The organism is Acinetobacter sp. AG3 (assembly GCF_022343575.1).
GTDB lineage: Bacteria > Pseudomonadota > Gammaproteobacteria > Pseudomonadales > Moraxellaceae > Acinetobacter > Acinetobacter guillouiae.
The window spans coordinates 1,017,135-1,039,880 of sequence record NZ_JAKQZD010000001.1; the positions used below are offsets into that span (position 1 = coordinate 1,017,135).

Sequence of the window (22,746 nt, forward strand, 5' to 3'; positions counted from 1 at the left end):
CATTCAATCTTGAAAAAATATTAAAACATTTAGGTAAAACATTATGAATAAGAATCGTTATCGCGTTATTTTTAGTCAAGCACGTGGCATGTTTATTGCGGTTGCTGAGATTGTAAAAAGCCGTACAAAAACAGCGGGGCAATCATATAGCATTGGTGAAATCGAAATAGAGGATGTGACGGGTGCATCTTCAATCACCTATAAAAAACTCAATCCTGTCAATTTTGCTGTGGTGAGCCTATTAGGTGCAGCAATTTACACCTTGCCGATGGCAACCATCGCTGAAAGTCAAATTGTGGCAGATCGATCAGCACCAAACTCTCAACAAGCCACCATTCTCAACAGCAGCAATGGTTTGACCCAAGTCAATATTCAAACCCCAAGTGCAGGTGGTGTATCACGTAATACCTATACCCAGTTTGATGTGGGTCAGGAAGGTGCGATTCTAAATAACGCACGAAATAATACCCAAACCCAATTGGGTGGCTGGGTACAAGGCAATCCATGGCTCGCCAAAGGTGAAGCCAAGGTGATCCTGAATGAAGTAAACAGCAGTAATCCGAGCCAGCTCAAAGGCTATTTGGAGGTTGCGGGTAAACAAGCGCAAGTGGTGATTGCCAACCCATCTGGCTTGATCTGTGATGGTTGTGGGGTGATTAACGCAGATCGTTTTACCTTAACCACAGGTCAAGCAGTAATGCATCAAGGTTATCTTGATTCATTCCGCGTACGTGAAGGGCAAGTCACGATTGAAGGGAAAGGCTTAAATGGAAGCTTAACCCCTTATACCGATATTTATGCACGTGCTTTAAATGTCAATGCGGGTCTATATGCCAATGAACTAAAAACCGTGTTGGGTCAAAACGACATCAATGTTCAAGATCAGAATTCAGTAAAGATTACTGCAACGACAAGTACCACGTCTTCACCTACACCGAGCTTTGCTCTTGATGTTGGAAAATTAGGTGGCATGTATGCTGGAAAAATCTATTTGGTCGGTACTGAAAAAGGTTTAGGGGTGCGTAACGCAGGCTCACTCAATGCCACGACAGGTCAAATGTATTTAAATGCCAATGGTGACTTAACCAATACAGGCAATATGATTGCCAATAAAGATCAACTGCAATTAAATGCAGAAAATATTAAAAATACAGGAAACATCAGTAGTGCTACCTCACAAGTTAGAGTGGATAGCCAAAATTTGGATAACTCAGGTTTAATCAGCAGTGCAGACGAACTGTATTTAAACCAACAAAAAACTTTAACCAATGCAGGAGTATTAAACGCTGCACGTATTGTGCTGGATGCCAATAGCTTAAAAAACAGTGGCTCAATTGAGCAGACTGGGGCGCAATCACTAGATTTAATCTCAGGCTCAATAAGCAATACTGGCGGCAGAATTGGTCTTGCTAAAAACTCAGCAACATCAGGTGACACTGGTGTTAATAATGGAGGAAGTGCAGGTGAAACAAGTGGTTCAGGTTCAACTGCAGTAAAACCGAACAATCCAGCTCAAGATGGTGGCAGTGTTGAGATTGCCAAGGACAGTTCTACGACAAATGTTCCAAAAGACTATGAAAAGGGTTATATCCATGTCAAGGAACAGTTGAATAATGATCAAGGCGCGATTATTGCCCGTGGTGTAATTGATTTGGATACCAATAATATTTTGGCGAATCAAGAGGGTAAGCTGAATCTAGGTCATATTAAAGTTCAGGGCGAAAACTTTAATAATGATCAAGGTCAATTAACAGTTCAACAGGCAGATATTCTCAGCACAATCTTGAGTAATCAATCAGGTCAGATTGCAGTCAATAAAAGCTTAAAGGTTCAATCAACAAGTGCGAATAATAACAAAGGCACCATTCAAGCTGTTGAGCAAGTTGATATTAATATCACCGACTCGTTAAATAATAGCGAAGGAAAAATTGCGAGCGGACAACAGCTGAGTATTCAGGCAGGACAAGTTAATAATCAATCTGGCCTACTCTATTCTGAGCAACAAGATATTGGTCTAGACGTTCAACAAGCATTAGATAACACATCAGGTATTATTCAAGCGAAAACCCAGCTGGATCTGAATAGCCAAAACTTAAATAACAACTCAGGTCAAATTCTAGCTGAAAATATTCAGCAAAAACATGGTTTAGTCGATAATACTCTAGGATCCATTGTTGCAAAACAAAACCTAATCAGTAGTGCCATTCAATTTGATAATAATCAGGGGCAGATTCAAGCTAATAATATTGAATTTGAACATAAACAATTGAATAACAGTGGCAATATTTATGCCGATCAAAATCTGAATATCATAGGGCAAAACTTACAAAATACCGGATCTTTGAGCGCAGGACAGGGAATTCAGCTCAAGAGCGAAACCTTGCAACATCAGCAGTCTGGCTTAATCGCAGCAGGGTTGGACCGTCAAGGTAAATTAGGTACAACAGGTAATCTTAAGATTATTGCAGATCAGGTGGAGCTACATGGACAAAGCTTTGCAGGTGAAAATCTTAATGTGCAAAGTCAAAATCACATTGATGCGAGTAAAGGGCAACTTCAATCCAAAAATATTGAATTAAGTAGTCAGTTAGGCAATATCTCGACGCATTCAGCTCAGGTGATTGCAGAACACTTATCATTGAATAGTCATGATGTTATTAATAATCAGCAAGGTACTTTAAGTGCTAAAGACCTTAAGCTAAATGCCAATAGTTTAGATAATAGTCAAGGTCATATCTTACATACTGGAACTGATCAGTTGGATTTGAATTTTAGTCAGATCCTAAATAACCAGTCAGGTGAGATTCGTAGTAATGCAGCACAGGTCAATCTCAATACGACATCATTAAATAATACCGCAGGTCAACTTATCCATGCAGGAACAGGACAACTCGATATTCAGGTTGATCAGTTACAGGGTAATCAAGGAAAAATACTCAGTAATGGTCAATTACAATTACAAGCAGGAATTCTTGATTTAAGTCAGGGTGTAACTTCAGCTGAACACATTATCCTGAAAGCGAATCAATTAAATCATCAGCAAGGACAGCTTATCCAGCGTGGTAAGCAGAGCCCTCTGACTTTAGCGATACAGCAACAACTGAATAATCAGTTGGGTTTTATCCAAAGCCAGACAATATTGAATATGGATACGGGGGCATTAAATAATCAGGGTGGAACACTTAGTACAGCACAGGGACAGGATCTGAACCTTAAGGTTAAAGGGCTTTTAGACAATAGTCATTCAGGTAAAATTTATGTAGGTAATAATGCCAATATTCAGGCAGGTTCGATTGATAACCATACGCAAGGTCAAATCAATGTTCAACAAAATCTTAAATTAAATAGCCAGTTACAGGTTAACAATCAAACTGGGCAAATTGCAGCAAATGCCGATGTTCAAATTCAATCTCAGGGTATTGATAATAGTGAAGGTCAAATCAGTTCTGTACAGGGCAGATTAGATTTAGATGCGGGTACAGGATTACTGAGTAACCAATCGGGATCACTGCAATCAGCGAAAGACATTGAGATCAAAGCAGAGCGCTTACATAGCCAGTCAGGCTTAATCAATGCACAGGGATCGATACAAGCACAGATTCAACAAGAGATTGATAACAATGCAGGACAGATGATTGCAAATCAATCGGTGCAGCTCAACAGTCAGGGCTTAAATAATAATGCGGGTCAAATCGGCAGTGTTGAAAGCACACTGAAGGTAGATGCTGGTCAAGGTGTAATCAGCAACCAACAAGGTAAACTGCAGTCTAAACAAGACTTGAGTTTGAATGCACAAGGGATTGATAACCAGTCAGGTTTAATCGCGACCCAAGGCCATCTTGAATTACAACAACACTGGTTAAAAAATACTAAAGGGCAAGTGATCTCAGGTGAAAGCCTGAATTTAACAGGCCAAGATTTAAATAATCAGGGTGGATTACTGCAAAGCGGTCGAGACTTAAGTTTTAAACTGATTGGCAAACTAGACAATAGCCAATCAGGGCAGCTGATTAGTGGCGGTCATACGCAGATTGATGCACAGCAATTAGAGAATGGCCAGCAGGGTTTAATCAATGCACAAGGCAGCTTGAGCATTAGGACTCAGCAAGACGTCAATAACAATGCAGGTATCATTGCCGCCAACAAGTTTGTCGAAATTCAGAGTCAAGGACTAGACAATAGCCAAGGCCAACTTGGCAGTGTCAAAGAACAGGTGACGATCAACACAGGCAAGGGCGCACTGCTTAATCAATCTGGTACGCTACAGTCAACAGGTGATTTAAACGTACAGAGTACGGGGCTGAACAACAATAAAGGTACACTGAATAGTTTAGGCAAAGTCAGCTTAGTGAGTGATGGAGATCTCAGTAATGATGGCGGTCAAATTGCTTCAAATGGTCAGTTAGAGATTACAGCAAATGACTTAAGTAACCAGTCAGGATTAATCCAGACAGGAGAGAAGTCGAATCTAAGTCTCAAGTTGGGTGGCGCATTAAGCAACCAGACAGGTCAAATCCACAGTGGGGCAGACCAGCAGATCACAGCGCAAAGTGTTGATAACAGTGCACAAGGTCAAATGACTGCACAGGGACAGCTTAACATTCAGAGCCAAGCTGAGATTAATAACCAGACAGGTAAACTGATTGCCAATGGATTATTACAGGTTAAAGGCGAAGGGCTCAACAATACCCAAGGACAGATCGGCAGCTTACAAGATCAGGTGATTGTTCAAGCTGGACAAGGCGCCTTGACCAATCAGTCGGGGACGATCCAAGCGAAGAAAGACTTGAGTGTTACAGCACAAAGTATAGATAACCAGTCTGGTCAAATGAACAGTCAGGGACACTTACAACTGTACAGCCAACAGGCAATCAACAACCTAGAAGGTTTAATTGCAGCGGATTTGGGGTTAAAACTCAACAGCCAAGGTTTAAATAACAACCGAGGTCAGATTGGAAGTGCACAGGGTGATGTTGATCTGAATGCAGGCAATGGCTTATTGAGCAATCAGGCAGGCGTGGTGTTGTCAGGCAAAGCGTTAACGCTCAATGCAGGCCAAGTCGATAACAGCAACAAGGGACAGATCAATAGCCAAGCAGATTTAGCGATCAGTACGGTAAAAGAGATCAATAACCAAAGTGGTGTAATTGCTTCAAACCAACAACTGAGCTTAAAGAGTCAGGGACTCAATAACAATGCAGGACAGATCGGCAGTATTCATGCAGGCGTTGTAGTCGATAGTGGTTCAGGAGTTGTTGATAACAATTCTGGTGTGATACAGGCACAGAATGATATCCAGCTTAAGGCTCAACAACTCAATAGCCATTTAGGTAAGATCAGTTCAGAGAAGAGTATTGAACTCAGCATTGACCAAGGCATAGACAACAGTGCGGGTCAGATCGTTGCCAACGATGCGGTGACTATTCAAAGTCAGGGACTGAACAATGATCAGGGTCAAATTGCCAGTATCAAAGCGCAATTAAGTATTCATGCAGGTACAGGATTACTGAGTAACCAATCAGGATCACTGCAATCAGCGAAAGACATTGAGATCAAAGCAGAGCGCTTACATAGCCAGTCAGGCTTAATCAATGCACAGGGATCGATACAAGCACAGATTCAACAAGAGATTGATAACAATGCAGGACAGATGATTGCAAATCAATCGGTGCAGCTTAATAGTCAGGGCTTAAATAATAATGCGGGTCAAATCGGCAGTGTTGAAAGCACACTGAAGGTAGATGCTGGTCAAGGTGTAATCAGCAACCAACAAGGCAAACTGCAGTCTAAACAAGACCTGAGTTTGAATGCACAAGGGATTGATAACCAGTCAGGTTTAATCGCGACCCAAGGCCATCTTGAATTACAACAACACTGGTTAAAAAATACTAAAGGGCAAGTGATCTCAGGTGAAAGCCTGAATTTAACAGGCCAAGATTTAAATAATCAGGGTGGATTACTGCAAAGCGGTCGAGACTTAAGTTTTAAACTGATTGGCAAACTAGACAATAGCCAATCAGGGCAGCTGATTAGTGGCGGTCATACGCAGATTGATGCACAGCAATTAGAGAATGGCCAGCAGGGTTTAATCAATGCACAAGGCAGCTTGAGCATTAGGACTCAGCAAGACGTCAATAACAATGCAGGTATCATTGCCGCCAACAAGTTTGTCGAAATTCAGAGTCAAGGACTAGACAATAGCCAAGGCCAACTTGGCAGTGTCAAAGAACAGGTGACGATCAACACAGGCAAGGGCGCACTGCTTAATCAATCTGGTACGCTACAGTCAACAGGTGATTTAAACGTACAGAGTACGGGGCTGAACAACAATAAAGGTACACTGAATAGTTTAGGCAAAGTCAGCTTAGTGAGTGATGGAGATCTCAGTAATGATGGCGGTCAAATTGCTTCAAATGGTCAGTTAGAGATTACAGCAAATGACTTAAGTAACCAGTCAGGATTAATCCAGACAGGAGAGAAGTCGAATCTAAGTCTCAAGTTGGGTGGCGCATTAAGCAACCAGACAGGTCAAATCCACAGTGGGGCAGACCAGCAGATCACAGCGCAAAGTGTTGATAACAGTGCACAAGGTCAAATGACTGCACAGGGACAGCTTAACATTCAGAGCCAAGCTGAGATTAATAACCAGACAGGTAAACTGATTGCCAATGGATTATTACAGGTTAAAGGCGAAGGGCTCAACAATACCCAAGGACAGATCGGCAGCTTACAAGATCAGGTGATTGTTCAAGCTGGACAAGGCGCCTTGACCAATCAGTCGGGGACGATCCAAGCGAAGAAAGACTTGAGTGTTACAGCACAAAGTATAGATAACCAGTCTGGTCAAATGAACAGTCAGGGACACTTACAACTGTACAGCCAACAGGCAATCAACAACCTAGAAGGTTTAATTGCAGCGGATTTGGGGTTAAAACTCAACAGCCAAGGTTTAAATAACAACCGAGGTCAGATTGGAAGTGCACAGGGTGATGTTGATCTGAATGCAGGCAATGGCTTATTGAGCAATCAGGCAGGCGTGGTGTTGTCAGGCAAAGCGTTAACGCTCAATGCAGGCCAAGTCGATAACAGCAACAAGGGACAGATCAATAGCCAAGCAGATTTAGCGATCAGTACGGTAAAAGAGATCAATAACCAAAGTGGTGTAATTGCTTCAAACCAACAACTGAGCTTAAAGAGTCAGGGACTCAATAACAATGCAGGACAGATCGGCAGTATTCATGCAGGCGTTGTAGTCGATAGTGGTTCAGGAGTTGTTGATAACAATTCTGGTGTGATACAGGCACAGAATGATATCCAGCTTAAGGCTCAACAACTCAATAGCCATTTAGGTAAGATCAGTTCAGAGAAGAGTATTGAACTCAGCATTGACCAAGGCATAGACAACAGTGCGGGTCAGATCGTTGCCAACGATGCGGTGACTATTCAAAGTCAGGGACTGAACAATGATCAGGGTCAAATTGCCAGTATCAAAGCGCAATTAAGTATTCATGCAGGTACAGGATTACTGAGTAACCAATCAGGATCACTGCAATCAGCGAAAGACATTGAGATCAAAGCAGAGCGCTTACATAGCCAGTCAGGCTTAATCAATGCACAGGGATCGATACAAGCACAGATTCAACAAGAGATTGATAACAATGCAGGACAGATGATTGCAAATCAATCGGTGCAGCTTAATAGTCAGGGCTTAAATAATAATGCGGGTCAAATCGGCAGTGTTGAAAGCACACTGAAGGTAGATGCTGGTCAAGGTGTAATCAGCAACCAACAAGGCAAACTGCAGTCTAAACAAGACCTGAGTTTGAATGCACAAGGGATTGATAACCAGTCAGGTTTAATCGCGACCCAAGGCCATCTTGAATTACAACAACACTGGTTAAAAAATACTAAAGGGCAAGTGATCTCAGGTGAAAGCCTGAATTTAACAGGCCAAGATTTAAATAATCAGGGTGGATTACTGCAAAGCGGTCGAGACTTAAGTTTTAAACTGATTGGCAAATTGGACAATAGCCAATCAGGGCAACTGATTAGTGGCGGTCATACGCAGATTGATGCACAGCAATTAGAGAATGGCCAGCAGGGTTTAATCAGTACTCAAGGTGATCTTCGTATTACCAGTGTGCAAGACATAAACAATGCAGCAGGCATCATGGTTGCTAAACAAAATATAAATTTAAGTAGTCAAGGTTTAAACAATAATAAAGGTCAGATTGGTACTGAACAGGGAGATTTGAAGATTCAGACTGGTCAGAAAGGCCTAGACAACCTTACAGGACAAATTCAGTCAGCTAAGACACTTAATATCAGCAGTAATGGTCTAACGAACAGCGGTGTAATTAGTGCATTAAATACACTCAATATTGATAGTCAGGGTGATATTCATAATGATGGCGGTCAAATTGCTTCAAATGGTCAGTTAGAGATTACAGCAAATGACTTAAGTAACCAGTCAGGATTGATCCAGACAGGAGAGAAGTCGAATCTAAGTCTCAAGTTGGGTGGCGCATTAAGCAACCAGACAGGTCAAATCCACAGTGGGGCAGACCAGCAGATCACAGCCCAAAGTGTTGATAACAGTGCACAAGGTCAAATGACTGCACAGGGACAGCTTAACATTCAGAGCCAAGCTGAGATTAATAACCAGACAGGTAAACTGATTGCCAATGGATTATTACAGGTTAAAGGCGAAGGGCTCAACAATACCCAAGGACAGATCGGCAGCTTACAAGATCAGGTGATTGTTCAAGCTGGACAAGGCGCCTTGACCAATCAGTCGGGGACGATCCAAGCGAAGAAAGACTTGAGTGTTACAGCACAAAGTATAGATAACCAGTCTGGTCAAATGAACAGTCAGGGACACTTACAACTGTACAGCCAACAGGCAATCAACAACCTAGAAGGTTTAATTGCAGCGGATTTGGGGTTAAAACTCAACAGCCAAGGTTTAAATAACAACCGAGGTCAGATTGGAAGTGCACAGGGTGATGTTGATCTGAATGCAGGCAATGGCTTATTGAGCAATCAGGCAGGCGTGGTGTTGTCAGGCAAAGCGTTAACGCTCAATGCAGGCCAAGTCGATAACAGCAACAAGGGACAGATCAATAGCCAAGCAGATTTAGCGATCAGTACGGTAAAAGAGATCAATAACCAAAGTGGTGTAATTGCTTCAAACCAACAACTGAGCTTAAAGAGTCAGGGACTCAATAACAATGCAGGACAGATCGGCAGTATTCATGCAGGCGTTGTAGTCGATAGTGGTTCAGGAGTTGTTGATAACAATTCTGGTGTGATACAGGCACAGAATGATATCCAGCTTAAGGCTCAACAACTCAATAGCCATTTAGGTAAGATCAGTTCAGAGAAGAGTATTGAACTCAGCATTGACCAAGGCATAGACAACAGTGCGGGTCAGATCGTTGCCAACGATGCGGTGACTATTCAAAGTCAGGGACTGAACAATGATCAGGGTCAAATTGCCAGTATCAAAGCGCAATTAAGTATTCATGCAGGTACAGGATTACTGAGTAACCAATCAGGATCACTGCAATCAGCGAAAGACATTGAGATTAAAGCAGAGCGCTTACATAGCCAATCAGGTTTAATCAATGCGCAAGGCTCGATACAAGCACAGATTAAACAAGAGATTGATAACAATGCAGGACAGATGATTGCAAATCAATCGGTGCAGCTCAACAGTCAGGGCTTAAATAATAATGCTGGTCAAATCGGTAGTGTTGAAAGCACACTGAAGGTAGATGCTGGTCAAGGTGTAATCAGCAACCAACAAGGTAAACTGCAGTCTAAACAAGAGCTGAGTTTGAATGCACAAGGGATTGATAACCAGTCAGGTTTAATCGCGACCCAAGGCCATCTTGAATTACAACAACACTGGTTAAAAAATAATAAAGGGCAAGTGATCTCAGGTGAAAGCCTGAATTTAACAGGCCAAGATTTAAATAATCAGGGTGGATTACTGCAAAGTGGTCGAGACTTAAGTTTTAAACTGATTGGCAAATTGGACAATAGCCAATCAGGGCAACTGATTAGTGGCGGTCATACGCAGATTGATGCACAGCAATTAGAGAATGGCCAGCAGGGTTTAATCAGTACTCAGGGTGATCTTCGTATTACCAGTGTGCAAGACATAAACAATGCAGCAGGCATCATGGTTGCTAAACAAAATATAAATTTAAGTAGTCAAGGTTTAAACAATAATAAAGGTCAGATTGGTACTGAACAGGGAGATTTGAAGATTCAGACTGGTCAGAAAGGCCTAGACAACCTTACAGGACAAATTCAGTCAGCTAAGACACTTAATATCAGCAGTAATGGTCTAACGAACAGCGGTGTAATTAGTGCATTAAATACACTCAATATTGATAGTCAGGGTGATATTCATAATGATGGCGGTCAAATTGCTTCAAATGGTCAGTTAGAGATTACAGCAAATGACTTAAGTAACCAGTCAGGATTGATCCAGACAGGAGAGAAGTCGAATCTAAATCTTAAGTTGGGTGGCGCATTAAGCAACCAGACAGGTCAAATCCACAGTGGGGCAGACCAGCAGATCACAGCCCAAAGTGTTGATAACAGTGCACAGGGTCAAATGACTGCACAGGGACAGCTTAGCATTCAGAGCCAAGCTGAGATTAATAACCAGACAGGTAAACTGATTGCCAATGGATTATTACAGGTTAAAGGCGAAGGGCTCAACAATACTCAAGGACAGATCGGCAGCTTACAAGATCAGGTGATTTTACAAGCTGGGCAAGGCGCATTGACCAACCAGTTGGGGACGATTCAAGCGAAGAAAGACTTAAGTGTTACAGCACAAAGTATAGATAACCAGTCTGGTCAAATGAACAGTCAGGGCCAACTGCAACTGAACAGCCAACAGGCGATCAACAATCTAGAAGGTTTAATTGCAGCGGATTTGGGGTTAAAACTCAACAGCCAAGGTTTAAATAACAACCGAGGTCAGATCGGAAGTGCACAGGGTGATGTTGATCTGAATGCAGGCAATGGCTTATTGAGCAATCAGGCAGGCGTGGTGTTGTCAGGCAAAGCGTTAACGCTCAATGCAGGCCAAGTCGATAACAGCAACAAGGGACAGATCAACAGCCAAGCAGATTTAGCGATCAGCACGGTAAAAGAGATCAATAACCAAAGTGGTGTAATTGCTTCAAACCAACAACTGACATTAAAGAGTCAGGGACTAAATAACAATGCAGGACAAATCGGCAGTGTTCAAGGACAGATTCAACTGGATGCAGGACAATTCCGTCTTGAAAATCAACAAGGGCTAATCCAAGCTGGTCAAGGGATCAATATTGTCGCGAATGGTGTGAATAACGCTCAGGGGCAAATCAATAGTAAAAATTTACTACAACTCAATAGCCAAGGGCAGTTACTAGATAACAGTCAGGGAACGTTAAGTTCTGAAAGTATTAAAATTGACTCTGGACGATTAAACAATAATCAAGGGTTGATTCAGGCTCAGCATAACATCCAGATTGATACTCACAATCAGGATCTTGTAAACACCAATAGTGGTCAACAAGGAGGCATACTGAGTCAAGGTGATATACAGCTAAGTAATGTTAAAACGTTGAATAATTCACAGGGATATCTTGCAAGTGCTAAAGAGCTAGGTATCCAAGTCAATCAAGTATTGAATCAACAAGGCACAATACTCGCAGGGAAACAATTAAATATTTGGGGAACAGAACAAAACCAACTACTGGATAATCAGTCTGGGCAATTGTTGTCTATGGGGGGAATGACACTCAATATTGATCGAATTAATAACAATGGTAAGTTAAAGCCGAGTGATGCTGATAGTCATATCATGGCAGTAGGTGACTTAAATATCACTACACAACAATTGGATAATCAAAATACACTGACAACCAGTCCAACTGACACATCAATTCAGGGGATTGATGCAAATAATTTAAATATCACGACCAATATTTTAAATAACCAAACAGGTGCTATCCGCAGTAGTGGTAACCAAAATTTGAATATTCGTCAAATATTGAATAATCAATCAGGTCAAATCAGCAGTGAAAAACAACTGATCATTGTGGGCGATCAACTAGAAATTAATAACTTAAAAGGGCAAATTTTATCAGGCACTGGACTGAATTTGACAGCGAAATCCCTTTCAGGGAATGGCAAAGTTTTAAGTTTGGGTGATGCTCAAGTGAACTTAAAAGAGAGCTATACTCATGGTGTAGGTGCTCAATTACAGGCCAATCAAAACTTAAGCCTGATTACTCAAGGCAATATCATTAACTATGGAACGATCAATTCAGGTAATCGACTGGATATAAATGCCGTCAATATTGGCAATATGGTTGATGCTAAAATTGAAAGCCATGAAACCCGCTTGACTGCACAAAATGAGTTGAATAATACCGGATTAATCAATGGTGATTATACTCGCCTACAAGCGAATACACTCAACAATCAAGGTACGGGACGTATTTATGGAACAACGCTTGCGATCAATGCAAATACTTTAAATAATCAACCTAATAGTGCTGGTGTTGCTCCAGTGATTGCTTCACGTGGTGATATGTATTTGGGTGTTCAGGTTTTGAATAACTTGGCAAACACAGCTGACTATGCAAGCCAATCATTGATTTTTAGTGCTGGTAACTTATATCTCGGTGGTGGATTAGACGCCAATGACAAGACTGTCGGGCAAGCCTTAGTGATCAATAATGAAAGTGCGACGATTGAATCGTTAGGCAATATGCATTTGTCAGCGAAGCAAATCAACAATATTAATAAGAACTTTAAGACCCAAATGGTTGAAATTGAGCGCAAGGATAATCTTGAAAAATTTTATCAGGGTGATTGGAAAACATTTGATGGGGTACTTATTGCAAGAAAAGATAAAAAGGAAGATTGGGCCAAATATACTTATAGCCAAGTGACTTCTGAGACGCGAGTCATGGAATCCGCGCCTGGTCAAATTAAAGCGGGTGGTGCTTTAAATCTTGATGGTGCTCAAGTCCTCAATGATAAAAGCCAAATCTTGGCAGGTGGCGTGCTTTCTAATTTAGGCGGGAGTATCACATCTGGTGATCTTGAGGATACTAAAGGTATTAGAAAGGTTGTGGCAACTGGTACACAGCGTTTATCTGAAATTGTGTACAACAGTTGGGGGAAGAAGAAGCGTAAAACCAAAAATAAATCTTTTACAAATACTCAAACAGATACATTTGATTTAGCGGTCAGTCAAGCTTTGGGCAACCAGAAGTTTAACCAAAATAAAATTGTGACAACTTTGGTGTCTAACAATCAAAGTGGAGATAACACTCAATCAAGTCAAACTCAGCAAACCAATCTAAATGGATTAAAAGATACCAATAATTCGACACAGGTTGAGCAAGCTCAAAACTCTCAAGGAGAGAATTTAACTGTAAAACAAGCTGGGAATGTATTGAACAGCATACAATCTCAAACAGGACAGAAGAACCAGCCATCACTACAATCAAAAGATTTAGATGCCAATGTTTCAGGGTCACAAGTTACGGTATCAAAGGTTGAACATGCTAATGCGCAAAATTTGATTACTGGTCAGGCATCTGATATCACCAATAGCATCCAGACTCAGAAGGGTCAAGGGGCTCAAGCTTCATTACAATCAAAAGATTTGGATGTAAATGCTTCAGGGGTAAATGTCAATGTATTGCAAGCAGAACAGGCCAATGGCAAAAATTTAACAACGGGTCATACAGCTGATTTATCAAATACAACCCAGACTCAGACAGGTCAACTCAATCAGCCATCACAACAATCAAAAGATTTAAATGCAAATCTGCTTGATGAAAATGTAAGTTTATCAAAAGCAGGACAAGTGAATGACCAAAACCAACAGTTTACTGATACAAAGCAAGTTGATAATAGTAGTCAAGTGAATGGCTTACAGCAGAATTCATCTTCATTACAGTCTAAAGATTTAAATATTTCTGTAGGGCAAACATTGCAAAAACAAGGTGATACTGCTGGTCAAGCACAAGCCAATAATTTTACTCAACAGGCCAATGCACCTAGTGAAACCGATGAATCAACACAATATGAAATACGAACGCTTAATTCAAGTGAGCTAAAAGTTCCAAATAGTGCTCTATATCGTGTCAATGCAAACAGTAAAGCTGGATATTTAGTTGAAACAGATCCGAGCTTTACCAATTATAAAACTTGGTTATCTTCTGACTATATGTTGGATGCACTTGGGCTGGATCCTGCTTTGCAACAAAAGCGTCTAGCCGATGGTCTTTATGAACAACGTTTGGTGCAAGATCAGATTGCGAACCTAACAGGTTATCGCTTCCTAGAAGGTTATGCCAATGATGATGAGCAATATAAAGCACTCATGAACAATGGGGTAAGTTTCGCCATGTTGTATGGTCTTCGTCCTGGAATTGCATTAACTGCTGCTCAGACAGCACAGTTGACCAGTGATATTGTTTGGCTCGTTGAACAAACTGTGATCTTACCAAATGGCACAAAGACTCAAGCCCTTGTTCCACAAGTATATGTTAAAGCACGAGTGGGTGACTTAAAAGGAGATGGTACCTTACTTTCTGGTGATGCCATTCAGTTTAAGTTAGGTGGTGATTTGATCAATGGTGCAACGATTGCGGGTCGCCAAGCAGTGCAAATTACTGCTGATAATGTCCAAAATTTAAATGGACGGATTCATGGTAATCAAGTTGCTATCGAAACCAAAAAAGATTTGAACAACATCGGTGGTCAAATTAGTGCCAAAGAATCTATGGCATTGAAAGTTGGCAGGAATTTGAATATTGAATCAACAACGCTTTCAACGGAATCGAAAATTGGTGGTTTTAGTTCATCACAAACTAGTATTGATCGTGAGGCGGGAATTTATGTTGGTTCAGGCAGTCAGAAAAAGCTTGATCCAAGCCAAACTACTTTGCTTATAGATGTCGCGGGGAATACCAACTTAAAAGCTGCTCAAATCAATAATAGTAATGGCACGACCATCCTTAATACATTGGGCAATCTTGATATTGGAACAGTAACTACAAGTCAAACAGAACAATTGAAAATTGATTCAAAAAATGGTTACCAGTATAAAAAGCAACAGGACATAGGCAGTCAAATCAATAGTGAAGGTTCGTTGCTGATAAATGCCCAGAATATTAGTGGTAAAGCGGTTGACCTGAACAGCAAACAAGGCAGTATTCAGCTTTCTGCCCAAAACAATATTTTACTTGAGAATGGGTTAGACCTGAGTTCTATGTCTAGCCAATTTCATTCAAAAGGTTCATTTGGTAGTAAGAAATCATCAACTTATGATGAGAATACAACCACTTCAATCGCCAATCAGCTAAATGCTGGGAAAAATATTATTTTAAATAGCCAACAAGGCAATATCACTGCTACACATTTACAAGCAAGTGCTGGCGATAGTATCCAGATTCAAGCTTTACAAGGTAATGTCAACCTACTCTCAACAATCAATGAAAAAAGCATAAGCGAAACATCTTCAAAATCTAACTTTGCGACCTATAACAATCGTCAAAAGGGTTATATTGATCAAGAAGTTGCCCAAACCCAGTTGGTTGCCGGAAAAAATATTGATATCAATGCAGCTAAAAATATTGAGCTACAAGCCAACGATATTACTGCTGGACAAAGTATCTTTGTAGGCAATACTTTGATGCAACGTCAAGTCGATGGGACATTGAAATCTGCTGACGGATCATTGATGCCTGAAAATGTAAAACTAACTACGCTGGAAACACAAGATCAGCAGTGGGATGAACAACAGAAAGGTTATCGTGGCGTTGTTAAAGAGTTAATGAAAGTCACCGAAGTCGGTCTGGCTGGCGTTCAATCTTTATTCCCTGGCGTTAAAGTGGATACCAAACTTACAGTTGGTGAGTCCAACAGCAAACGTGAAGAGCAAATCAAGCAAACGGGTACAAATTTAACAGCGAACAATGTTTATGTTGGATCAACAGGTCAAACTATACTGACCAGTGCAGATATTACTGCAAAGAATACGATACTTTCAGGTCAAAAGGTGACATTGAATGCTGCTGAAGAACAAAACATTTCAGTCACTTCACACAGTAAGGAAACAATTGAAGGCTTAGGCGTTAAGCTCAACAAAGATAGCGTGCGTTTAGGTGGTTTTGTGTCAGAAGATACCACGCAAAGTACTAAAACTACAGAAACAACCCATAAAACAGGTTCAATCCAGACTGAAAACCTTAAAATACAAGGTGCTGAAGGGGTAGACATACTCGGTCAAAATATCAAAGCGACAGGTGATACAGTTATTGATCATGGTCGAGGTGATTTAAATATCGGTGGTTATGAAAATAAAACTACTGTTGAAGATAAGACACATAAAGAAACGATCAGTACTGAAGTCGGGGTACGAAATGCCTATTTGGATGCGGCACTTGCTTTAGGTGCGGTCAAAGATGCAGCCGAGGCAGTTAAACAAGCCAAAGATCAGTATAGTCAGGCACAGCGTGACTATGCATCAGGAAAAATCACCAAAGAAGCACTGGATGATACCAAAGCCAATGTCGCAATGGCGACAGCCAATCTTGCCAATGCACAGATTGCTGTAGGTTCGGCAGCAGCAACCGCAGCAGCAAGTTCAGTAACTTATGGCTTTACCATTGGTGCAAATGGTGAACGTATCGAAACCACCACCACCACAAACACCACTCAAGGTAAATGGCAAGGCAGTCAGTTAGAGTTAAATAACCTCACGCTTAAGTCTGAAAATCAGGATGTAAATGTTCAAGGTAGTCGTCTCACAGCAACAGGTTTAACCACTTTTGAGGGTACCAAAGACTTAAATGTAAGTGCTGGGAAAGAACAGAGTCAACAAGATGCCAGCAGTAAAACCAACAACCAAAGTGTGAGCTATACCTATGGTGGTGGTGGAAGTGCCTCAGTAGGTAAACAAACATCGAAATCACATAATGAAAGTTTAACGAATGTAAACAGTACGGTTGATCTCAACACAGTATCTGGATCTTTAAATAAGTTAAATATTCAAGGTGGTGAGGTCAGTATTGCAGATCGTGGTGATATAAAAGTCAATCAAATCCATGTTGAAAGCTTACAAGATACAGCATCAGGCAACAGTAGCAGTAAAGGTGGTTCAGTTGGTGTAGGCATTGGTTCAGGTGGTGGCAATGTCACGGCAAGTTATAACCAAGCCAAAGGTCAAAACGACAAAGCTTGGGTGAATGAAACCAGCAAATTGCTTATCGGCAATGCTCAAAATGATGCAGACCTCGATGCGATGGGTGTGCACAAGGTGAGTAATATTGGTGGTGTGATCGCCAATGCAAGTAAGAATGTTGATGGAACTTTAACAGATCATGGCAAACTGAATTATACAGGGGCACTTGAGCTTAAAGATTTACAAGATCACAGTTCTGAAAGTAATCGAGGCTTCAATGTATCGACCAGTGTGGGTAAATCTATCAAAGGAGAGAGTAAGGAGAGTTCTCTTCATCCAAATGGTAGTACAACGGTTGGTTTACAAAGTACAGGGAATGAAAAAGAGCAGTTAACCAAAGCGACGATGGGTCAAGGCAGTGTAACCAACACTACAACGACCAGTAACCGTGATATCAACAATACTCAAGAAATCACCCGAGACCAAGTGACAGGTTTATTGAATGGTTCAGTGACTGTAGATAATCGTTTACTGACAGAGAATGGTCGTGCTCAGATTATTCAAGAGCAGAAAGATTTACCGCAGAATGGAAAAATTATTGCAGGTTCGACTGCGACAGGCGGATTAATTTTAGGCTCTGGTATTGTTGGGTTGTTGGATGAAAAAGGTTCAGTACAAGATGCAACAACATTAACTAAAAATAATGCAAATGTAGCTTATAATGCTGAAATGGCGGCAGGTTTACAGCTCATTCAAGATGGAATATCCAATAATATTGTGGATAATCAAAAACTGATCAATGAATATAATGATCAGTTGACCAAAGGAACATCTATAAAAAATACAGATGTTAGTTTGGTAGAAGGTTTATTCAATGAAAATTATTTAAAAGCGGATGCAACGACGAATATCACCAATAAAACAGATATTTATCTTGATAAGGACGCTCAGAAAAATAGTGTAAATTTGGTGACACATGAAGATGCACATCAGGCAGGTTTCGGTGAAAAGTCGGCGAATGCTTTAGGTTGGATGGGAGAAGCCGCATTTAATGTCAATAGTTGGGTAAACTCATCAAATATTGATACTGCTAAAACCCAGATTCAGAATGTTCCAAAAGTTGAAGTTAAGGGTGTTAATGATGCTCAAGCACAACTGGATTTATTAAAAGCCAATACAGAAAAATACGAGTCACAGATAGCAAATAATGATGAATTTGATGAGCATTTGACGAATAAAAGATTTGCAGATTTGCAGAAGTATTTAGAAATTTGCAAATCATTGCCAAACGCAAATGGCTGTAGTCAAGCAGATAAAAATAAACTTGTTGCTAAGATAAAGCAAATAAGTGCTGATAATTTGTCAGTATATAAATCCTGCAAAGCATCTGGTCAATCTGCTTGTATGGAGAAAAATGTACAACAAATTTGGGCAGCTGAACAATTTGATGATAATAAGTTAAAACAATTATTAGGATCAACGAATGTTGGACTCGCCTCTAATTATGATGTTAAAGCAGCTGATCCTCAATTATTTAAGCAATTAGAGTTTTTGCAGTATGCTCAAAAAAATTGCCAAGGTATGAGCTATGGTGACTGTGGTACAAAATATACAATTAGTCATCGCAGTGCTGCGGAAAATATATTAATTCCTGCAAAATCTAAAGTATTGGATTATATCGTTGGAGAAAAACCAAGATCTGGAGCGAGTTACTATCTTGCTGGTATAGGCTATGTCGCTACAGAAATTCTATTTCCAGAAAGTGGTACAGATGTAGCACTAATGGCAATTGGTGGAGCTGCGACTAAAGGTGTAAAACTGGCAAGTGCTGAAGCTAAAGCAGCGGAGAAACTAGAAAAGCGACAAGTAGTTGAAAATAATGCTAATGTTGATAATGATATTTGGAGTTATCAAGCAGCAAAAGCAGAACTACTCGTTAAAAAAGATGTTAATATTTTCGATGATAAATTTAGAACGAATTTTGCTGATGCTGAAGGTAATTATGTTATTCAAGCGATGAAGGGGGTGGTTTCTAAAGAAAAAGCTTCTTCTGTAACTGTAATGACTCATTCAGATGGAACCGTGAGTGTGGGAATATCAGGAAATTTAAATGCGAAAGGCACTATTGATCGCATCAAAAATCTACAGCAAAAATTGGATAAATCTGATCCCGGTAAATATAGAGTAGGTATAACCACTTTAGATGATACCAATCATGGTTTAGTACGTGTATTAGAGCCAAAACCTGGAAATGCTCCTGGGGTTTGTAGTGAACCTAAATGTGCTGTCACAGCAGGTCAAAATTCTAGCGCTGTAACAGGATTTGCAACTTTATGGAGAGGTGTAGGAGAAAATCCACATCCATATAAAGGTACAAATGCTAATAAACTTAGCTCAAATCAAATGAGTCCTTGTCCAACTTGTAATTTACCAAGTAATCAAAGCATATATAATCAAGCTAGCAATCAACCAAATAAAGTTATTGGAATTAATCCGAATGCAAAATAGTAAGCACATTTTTGATTTTTTAAAATTAAGCTGTACAGGAATTATTTTAGGTGTAAACGAAAAGGTGTTGAATGATTTTTTACATCAGCATCGTTTAACCTTACGGCCTGATCATCATGCATTTATTCTTGAGTATGGCAATAGTGATGAATTACTCTTAGGGTATTTTCTAAATTGTACTTACGCTAAATTTGAAAATGTATATAGCCGTTTTAATGAAGCTTTAGCAGGCGATTTACCTGACGGGACAGTTTATTTTGGAGCTGATTGGTCTAGTGAAACATTATGTATAGAAAGTTTAACAGGTAGTATTTTTATTTATAATGATATGGAAAAGGACTTGTTGGAATATGAAAGTATAAATGCTTTTTTATTTTATTGTTTCTTAAATGCATTATGGGCAAGGAAAAAATTTGAAGAAGTTCATCAAAATATTAAAATTGAAGATGTCGAGAAATTTTTTTTAGAAAATGAGCAATATTATCTTCAAGGCTTGGATAGATCGCATTATAAATATTATTTAAATGGTAATATGATTGTTGAGTTGAATTGTATTGGTGGTATTGCTACATTAAGTAGAGGTGGTATTTTAGATTCTTTGATCAAAAAATAAAGTAATGGTAACAAAGGGAAGATAACAGGTGTATCTTCTGTTATCCCTGACACACCATAAGCTATGGATATCATTAAAACAGAACTTATATCAGAGATTTTATGATGCAGTATATGATTGAGTGATTAAGAAACAATCGAAATGATATCTTACAAAAATATCCAGAAGCAGACCCTGAATTGTCTTTCTTTATGGACTATTTTGTTACATGTGCTGGAGGGTATACTTTTATTGATATCCTTAAAAATGCTATTCGAAGTGAAGGTTATAGCCTCCAAGAGACATCAACTTATTTACTCATGAATAGTGTTGTGGATGAAGGACATGTGGTTGATTCAGCAGAATTTTATTTTTATGATGAACTTGATGGTAAAGTGCCATTTGAAGTTTTTGCCTCGGTTTTGGAATTAATAGCATTAGCATATGCTGAATATAATCCAGAGGATAATGAACAGATTATTGATCTTATACCACGCCTTAAACGAGTTTATGGTATTTAATTAGAAGCCTATCCATGCTTTTAAAAAGAAATGACTTTTATTTTTTAAAGTTAATTCATAATCATAATTACAAAGATAAAGCTAATTTTGATTCTATTGCTATTAATTGCAAGAACAATGAATAGCAATTTAGACTTTTTGTATAAATAAACTCTTCACACAATTTAACTCGATTACGCTAAATTGACAATGTTTCATGTAGATAAACCCAATAACATTGACCTGATTCAACTTTGATACAAGCCGTCGATATGCGTAATGTATCAGGTTCATGGCTTTGTTGAAGTTCTTGATATTGAATCCAGCAGTGGTTGTCTGCTTCAAATAAAGCACGCGTATTCAAGATTTTAATTTTTAACGCAGGTTTATTACCTACATTTTGACTAAACAAGGCATTTATTTCGGGTAAACCAATGACATTGCCTTGCGTCGTAATCATTTTAAAATTTGGGTCAAAACTGGCTAAGAGTTGATTTAGGCTTTCTTTTGCATTTTGACCTGTAAATACGTTTTCAATCAAAATATGTAAATCGATGACATGTTTTAATGCATTGTCCATAGGATTAGACATGGGTTTTCTCCTTAAAAATGGAAATTAATGATAAGAGGCACAGCAAAGCTGCAAGCAAAAAAGTTTGTTGATAACGTATTAAGTCACTTGCAGCAGGCAACAGACTAAAGATTGAAATAAGGACAACTGTACCTAAACTAAAAGCGACTTGTCGATTAATGTTCCACAGCACACTGCCTTGTAATAAGTCTTGGCCGTTAAAATCGATGAGGGCACTGATTTGGGCAGTATTGGCACTTAGACCACCCCCCATTCCCATCAGTAGATAAGCAACAATCAAGATGCTTAAATCATTGGCATTTGAGACCCAGAACAACAGTGAAATTCCTAAGCTATGTAGCGCAATACCGATTATAAAAAGCTGCTTTTTACCGAGATGGCGATAGAGAAGTCCACCACTGGTCATCGATACCAATGCACCTACTGCATAGAGCAGCATAAATAAGCCAGTCTGTTTTGCATTAAACCCAAGGTTACGTTGTAAATTAAAGATATTCAGTAAATTCACACCAGTAAAAATACCAGGTACTGCGTAATAAACGATAAATGCATTGCGTAAATTATAATTTTTTAACAATTGCAAATTAAGAATCGGATGAGCAGATCCTTTCGCGTATTTGAGATAAATCAGAAGCATTGTGACGGAAAGCAGAAAGCTACTGATCGCGAGTACAACACTATGGTAATCATTAAATAATGAGAAAGAGAGTAACAAACACAACAGGCTGACATTGACCATAAACAGGCCTAAAAAGTCAGGTTTCCCAGACGTTTTAGCTTGAGTTTCTTTGATCCATCGCCACGCTAAAAAAGCAGTGATCACGGTAAAGGGGATATTGGCGAAAAACACCCAACGCCAAGATAAAGCATCAATAATTATGCCGCCAATCGTTGGTGAAAAGGCTGGTGCAATTAATGCGATTGCCATGATCATTGTGGAGATACGTTGCCGCTCATGATTTGGAAACAGTGCAAATACCAATGCTTGACCGACAGGGATTAATAATCCACCAGCTACACCCTGAACAAATCTCCAAAAAATTAAACTATGGATTGATTCACTCATGCCAATCAACCAAACACTGACGGAAAAGAGCAGCATTGAATAACATAGCAATTTCCGATCACCCAATACGCTTGCTAACCATAAGCTCATGGGCATGATTAAAACCAAACCTAAAATATAAGCATTGCTTACCCATGCAACCATCGATGGGCTGACTGAGAAAGCTGTTGCTATATCGGGTAAGGCAATTGCAGACATGAAAATATTGATGCAATCAATAAAGAACCCAAGTAAAAACACTGTTGCTATTTTATAGCGATATGACATAGCGAC

Annotated in this window: 5 protein-coding genes; 3 read left to right on the forward strand and 2 right to left on the reverse strand. The window is 39.7% G+C overall.

Annotated elements, in window-relative coordinates:
* Positions 1-43: 43 nt before the first annotated feature.
* From L3V46_RS04860 to L3V46_RS04870, 3 genes are all read left to right on the forward strand, one after another.
* On the forward strand, positions 44-19,723 hold the full coding sequence (locus L3V46_RS04860; protein WP_239045073.1) for an ESPR-type extended signal peptide-containing protein: 19,680 nt from the start codon (positions 44-46) through the stop codon (positions 19,721-19,723).
* Positions 19,713-20,336: a hypothetical protein gene (locus L3V46_RS04865; protein WP_239045074.1), complete on the forward strand. Its 624-nt coding sequence runs from the start codon at positions 19,713-19,715 to the stop codon at positions 20,334-20,336. Before L3V46_RS04860 ends, L3V46_RS04865 begins: the two co-directional genes overlap by 11 nt.
* Positions 20,337-20,527: 191 nt before the next feature.
* A complete protein-coding gene (locus tag L3V46_RS04870) occupies positions 20,528-20,836 on the forward strand; it encodes a hypothetical protein (protein ID WP_239045075.1) in 309 nt (102 codons plus the stop codon).
* A gap of 178 nt (positions 20,837-21,014) precedes the next feature.
* Here the strand turns inward: L3V46_RS04870 and L3V46_RS04875 are convergent, their stop codons facing one another.
* Positions 21,015-21,407 carry a hypothetical protein gene (locus L3V46_RS04875; RefSeq protein ID WP_239045076.1) on the reverse strand — a complete coding sequence of 131 codons (393 nt, stop codon included), beginning with the start codon at positions 21,405-21,407 and terminating at the stop codon, positions 21,015-21,017.
* Positions 21,400-22,740, reverse strand: coding sequence for an MFS transporter (locus tag L3V46_RS04880; RefSeq protein WP_239045077.1), 1,341 nt, complete (start codon positions 22,738-22,740; stop codon positions 21,400-21,402). Before L3V46_RS04880 ends, L3V46_RS04875 begins: the two co-directional genes overlap by 8 nt.
* Positions 22,741-22,746: the final 6 nt, after the last annotated feature.

Bases quoted from the DNA above. Each gene is read 5' to 3' on its own strand.
- L3V46_RS04880 (WP_239045077.1), bottom strand. From the start codon at position 22,740: ATGTCATATCGCTATAAAATAGCAACAGTGTTTTTACTTGGGTTCTTT.
- L3V46_RS04865 (WP_239045074.1), top strand. From the start codon at position 19,713: ATGCAAAATAGTAAGCACATTTTTGATTTTTTAAAATTAAGCTGTACA.
- L3V46_RS04870 (WP_239045075.1), top strand. From the start codon at position 20,528: ATGGACTATTTTGTTACATGTGCTGGAGGGTATACTTTTATTGATATC.
- L3V46_RS04860 (WP_239045073.1), top strand. From the start codon at position 44: ATGAATAAGAATCGTTATCGCGTTATTTTTAGTCAAGCACGTGGCATG.
- L3V46_RS04875 (WP_239045076.1), bottom strand. From the start codon at position 21,407: ATGTCTAATCCTATGGACAATGCATTAAAACATGTCATCGATTTACAT.